The sequence below is a fragment of the Methylobacterium tarhaniae genome (assembly GCF_001043955.1).
GTDB lineage: Bacteria > Pseudomonadota > Alphaproteobacteria > Rhizobiales > Beijerinckiaceae > Methylobacterium > Methylobacterium tarhaniae.
The window spans coordinates 1-3899 of record NZ_LABZ01000254.1 but is presented as its reverse complement, the minus strand read 5'-3'; the positions used below and the strand labels follow the sequence as shown (position 1 = coordinate 3899).

Annotated in this window: 4 protein-coding genes; 2 read left to right on the top strand and 2 right to left on the bottom strand. The window is 72.6% G+C overall.

Going from position 1 to position 3899, the window contains the following annotated elements:
* Positions 1 to 402: 402 nt before the first annotated feature.
* Entirely contained in the window at positions 403 to 1407 is a 1005-nt protein-coding gene (locus tag VQ03_RS27545; RefSeq protein WP_425350102.1) for a 2-hydroxyacid dehydrogenase, read from the top strand.
* Positions 1408 to 1450: 43 nt separating this feature from the next.
* Here VQ03_RS27545 and VQ03_RS27540 read toward each other — a convergent pair whose 3' ends face one another.
* Positions 1451 to 1876, bottom strand: a complete 426-nt coding sequence (locus VQ03_RS27540; protein ID WP_048454112.1) for an OsmC family protein — start codon at positions 1874 to 1876, stop codon at positions 1451 to 1453.
* Between the two features lie 65 nt (positions 1877 to 1941).
* On the bottom strand, positions 1942 to 2472 hold the full coding sequence (locus tag VQ03_RS27535; protein WP_245292216.1) for a regulatory protein RecX: 531 nt from the start codon (positions 2470 to 2472) through the stop codon (positions 1942 to 1944).
* Positions 2473 to 2559: 87 nt separating this feature from the next.
* On the opposite strand from VQ03_RS27535, the gene VQ03_RS27530 reads away from it, so the two are divergent.
* On the top strand, positions 2560 to 3899 hold a 1340-nt coding region (locus tag VQ03_RS27530), incomplete at its 3' end, for a TAXI family TRAP transporter solute-binding subunit (RefSeq protein WP_048454114.1).

Genomic DNA, 3899 nt, shown 5'->3' with positions numbered 1-3899 from the left:
ATCTCGCCGGGGGCGGGATTGGTGGCGGGAGCCGGGGGCGCCGCAACGGCGGGGGAGCCCAGGCCGGCCAGCATCACGATGGCCGAGGACATAAGGGCGACGAGGCGCGGACGAAGCATCACGATCGGTCTCCCATCCGGCGGCGCTGGGGCAGCGGCGCGGATTGTCTTCCAGTTGGCCTCTGCTAGAGAGGCCGCCGGGCGTCGGCCCCCGGCCGGATCGAGGATTGCGTACCGGTCCCTATCGCCGGAGCATGGTTAACGGGCCGTAACGACGCCTGTGGCCCGCACCAAGGCGGGGCTTTTCGCCGGGCCACCGCGTCGCATATCGTATGGCGCGGGCGTCCGTATCGCGTGTCGGTGCCGCGCGGGCAGGCAGGAGCCCGCCCGCGGCAGGGGAGGGATCATGTCGTTGAAGCGCAAGCCGCTCGTGGTGGTCACCCGGCGTCTGCCGGACGTCGTGGAGACGCGGATGCGCGAATTGTTCGACGCACGCCTCAACCACGAGGACACGCCGCTCACCGGTGGGGCCCTGGCGCAGGCCCTGCAGGAGGCCGACGTGCTGGTGCCGACGGTCACGGACGAGATCGACGCCTCGCTCCTCGCCCAGGCCGGACCGAATCTGCGCCTGATCGCCAATTTCGGCAACGGCGTCGACCACATCGACGTCGGGGTGGCGCTCCAGCGCGGCATCACGGTCACCAACACGCCGGGCGTGCTGACCGAGGACACCGCCGACATGACCATGGCGCTGATCCTCTCGGTCGCGCGCCGGGTCACCGAGGGCGCGCGGATCATCCCGGACGATGCCTGGTCCGGCGGCTGGTCGCCGACCTGGATGCTCGGGCGCCGCATCACCGGCAAGCGCCTCGGCATCGTCGGCATGGGCCGCATCGGCCAGGCGCTGGCGCGCCGCGCCAAGGCGTTCGGCCTCTCCATCCACTACCACAACCGCCGTCGGGTCGGGGCCCGGATCGAGAGCGAGCTCGAGGCGACCTACTGGGAATCCCTCGACCAGATGCTGGCGCGGGTCGACATCGTGTCGGTCAACTGCCCGCACACGCCGGCCACCTACCACCTGCTCTCGGCCCGGCGCCTGAAGCTGCTCAAGCCCGAGGCGGTGGTGGTCAATACCGCCCGCGGCGAGGTGATCGACGAGACCGCGCTCGCCCGGCTGATCGAGGTCGGCGACATCGCGGGGGCCGGCCTCGACGTGTTCGAGCAGGAGCCGGCGGTGAGCCCGCGCCTCGTCAAGCTCGCGCGCGCCGGCAAGGTCGTGCTCCTGCCCCATATGGGCTCGGCCACCCACGAGAGCCGCGTCGACATGGGCGAGAAGGTCATCATCAACATCAAGACCTTCCTCGACGGCCACCGGCCACCGGACCGGATCCTGCCCAGCATGCTGTGAGGCGAGTGCGCCCGGCTCCGGCCGGGCGCACCCCGCCGCGCCGTCAGCCCTGAAGCGTCGCCTTCAGGCTGATCTTGGCGTTGAGTACCTTCGAGACCGGGCAGTTCTTCTCGGCGATGCCGGCGAGCTCGTCGAACTTCGCCTGATCGATGCCCGGGATCTTCGCGGTCAGGGTCAGGGCCGACTGGGTGATGGTGAAGCCGTCGCCGTCCTTCTCCAGGGTCACCACCGACTCGGTGCGCAGCTCGTCGGCAGTGAAGCCGGCGCCCTGGAGCTGGAAGGCCAGCGCCATGGTGAAGCAGCCCGCATGCGCCGCGGCGATCAGCTCCTCGGGGTTGGTGCCCGGCTCGTTCTCGAAGCGGGTGTTGAAGCCGTAGGGATTGCTCGACAGCACACCGGACTGGGTGGTCAGCTGGCCCTTGCCGTCCTTGCCGCTGCCCTGCCAAACGGCGCTCGCCTTGCGGTTCATGCTCGTCTCCCGTGGATTGGAATGCGGCGGAGCCGTCCCGGCGCCCGCTCATGCCCACAGGTAGGTCACCGGTCCGTCAGGTCATCCTCCGTCTCCGCATCGATCACCCGGCGGGCGAGGGCGAGCGCGAATCCCGCCCGCGCCATCGCGGCGAGGTCGCGCTCGCGCGCGGCGGCCCGGGCAGCCGGCACGCGGTACGGCCCGAGGCGGCGGCGCCTGGCATAGGCGAAGGCGGCCTCGTCCTCGCCGCCATCCTCTTCTTCGGCCAGAGCCGCGCCGACGACCTCGCGGTCGACGCCCTTGGCGGCGAGCTTGGCGCCGATCGCCCGCGCCGAGCCGCCGCGGCGGCGCAAGGAGCGCACCTTGGCGGCAGCGAAGGCGGCATCGTCGACGAGGCCCGCGCCCAGCGCCCGCGCCACCACCGCCTCGACCATCTCCGAGAAATCCTCCGGCGCCTCGCCGCGCAGGCGGCAGCGGGTCTCGACCCGGCGCTTCAGCACCCGGCGCAGCATCTCGGCGGAGGCGCCGTAGCGCTCCAGATAGTAGAGGGCGGCGCGTTCGAGGTAGGCCGGCGTGATCGGCCGCGCCGCCCTCAAACCGCCATCGCGGCCGGGTTCATCGGTACCGTCCCGGATCGCCTCCGTCCCGGCGGGGGCCTCCGTCCCGGGCCCGCGCGAGGGGTGATGCCGGCGTTTCTGCACAAGCGTGAATCCTTCTTCCTCCTGGTCGCCCTCGCCCTGGGGGCGGTGGCCGGCGCGGTGCTCTACCTGTCGCGGCCGACGACCCTGCGGGTCGCGGTCGGGCCGCGGGACCGCGTCGAGTCGCACCTGATCCAGGCCTATGCCGACGCGCTCGCCCGCGCCCGCGAGGATATACGCCTGGAGGTGGTTCCTTACGACGACGTGCGCGACAGCGCCGCGGCTTTGCAGAGCGGCCGGGCCGACCTCGCGGTGGTGCGGCCCGACGTGCGCCTGCCCGAGAACGGCCTGACGCTGGCCGTGCTGCACGACGAGGCCCTGATCGTGGCCGCCCCCCTCGATTCCGGCATCCAGACCTTCCCGGACCTCGCCGGCAAGCGGCTCGGCCTCGTCGCCCATCACGGCGCCGACCAGCCTCTGGTCACGAATCTGCTCGCCTACTACGCCCTGACGCCGGCTCAGGCCGGCGCCGCGCCGGCCCCGGCCGATCCGGGAGGAGCGCTGCCGGCGGCGGCCGGCAGCGTCGCGGTGGTGCCGATGCGGGCATCCGAGGTGGCGGCGGCCTTGGCCGAGCACCGGATCGACGCCGCCGCGGTGATCGCGGCGCCGTCCTCCAAGCCCGCCGCGCGGGTGGTGCAGGCGGTGGAGGCGGCCTCGCCCGGCCACGGCGCGACGATCGTGGCGATTCCCGACGGCGAGGCGATCATGCAGCGCCTGCCCGAGTTGCAGGCCGTGACCATCGCGGCCGGCACCTTCGGGGGCCGCCCGAAGCGGCCGGACGACGACGTGAAGACGGTGGGCGCCTCCTACCGGCTGATGGCCCGGGCCTCCTTGAGCCGCGACACCGCCGCGAGCGTGACTCAGCACCTGTTCGAGCTGCGCTCGCGCCTCGCCGCGATGGTGCCGACCGCCAACCTGATGAAGGCGCCGGACTTCGACAGCGCCGCCGAGGCGACCAGCGCCCGCCTGCCGATCCATCCCGGTGCGGTCGACTATTACGAGCGCGAGCAGCAGACCTTCCTGCAGCGCTACGAGGACTGGGTCTACCTGGTGGCGTTCTTCGGCGGTGGCCTCGGCTCGGCGGTGGCCTGGCTCGGCCAGCGCCTCGCCCGCGAGCAGCGCGCCCGCATCGACGCCGTCCTCGACCGCCTGCTCGCCATCCTGATCGAGGCGCGGGCGACGCAGGACCCGGCCGCTCTCGATGCCCTGGCGGTCGAGATCGACGGGCTCGTCGTCGACGTGGTGCGCCACGCCCGGGCGCATTCCACCGATATCCGCACGATGAGCGCGCTGATCCTGGCCGTCGATGCCGCCCGGGCGGCATC

Excerpts from the sequence above, each read along its gene's own strand:
- VQ03_RS27540 (WP_048454112.1), bottom strand. The coding sequence starts at position 1,876 with ATGAACCGCAAGGCGAGCGCCGTTTGGCAGGGCAGCGGCAAGGACGGC.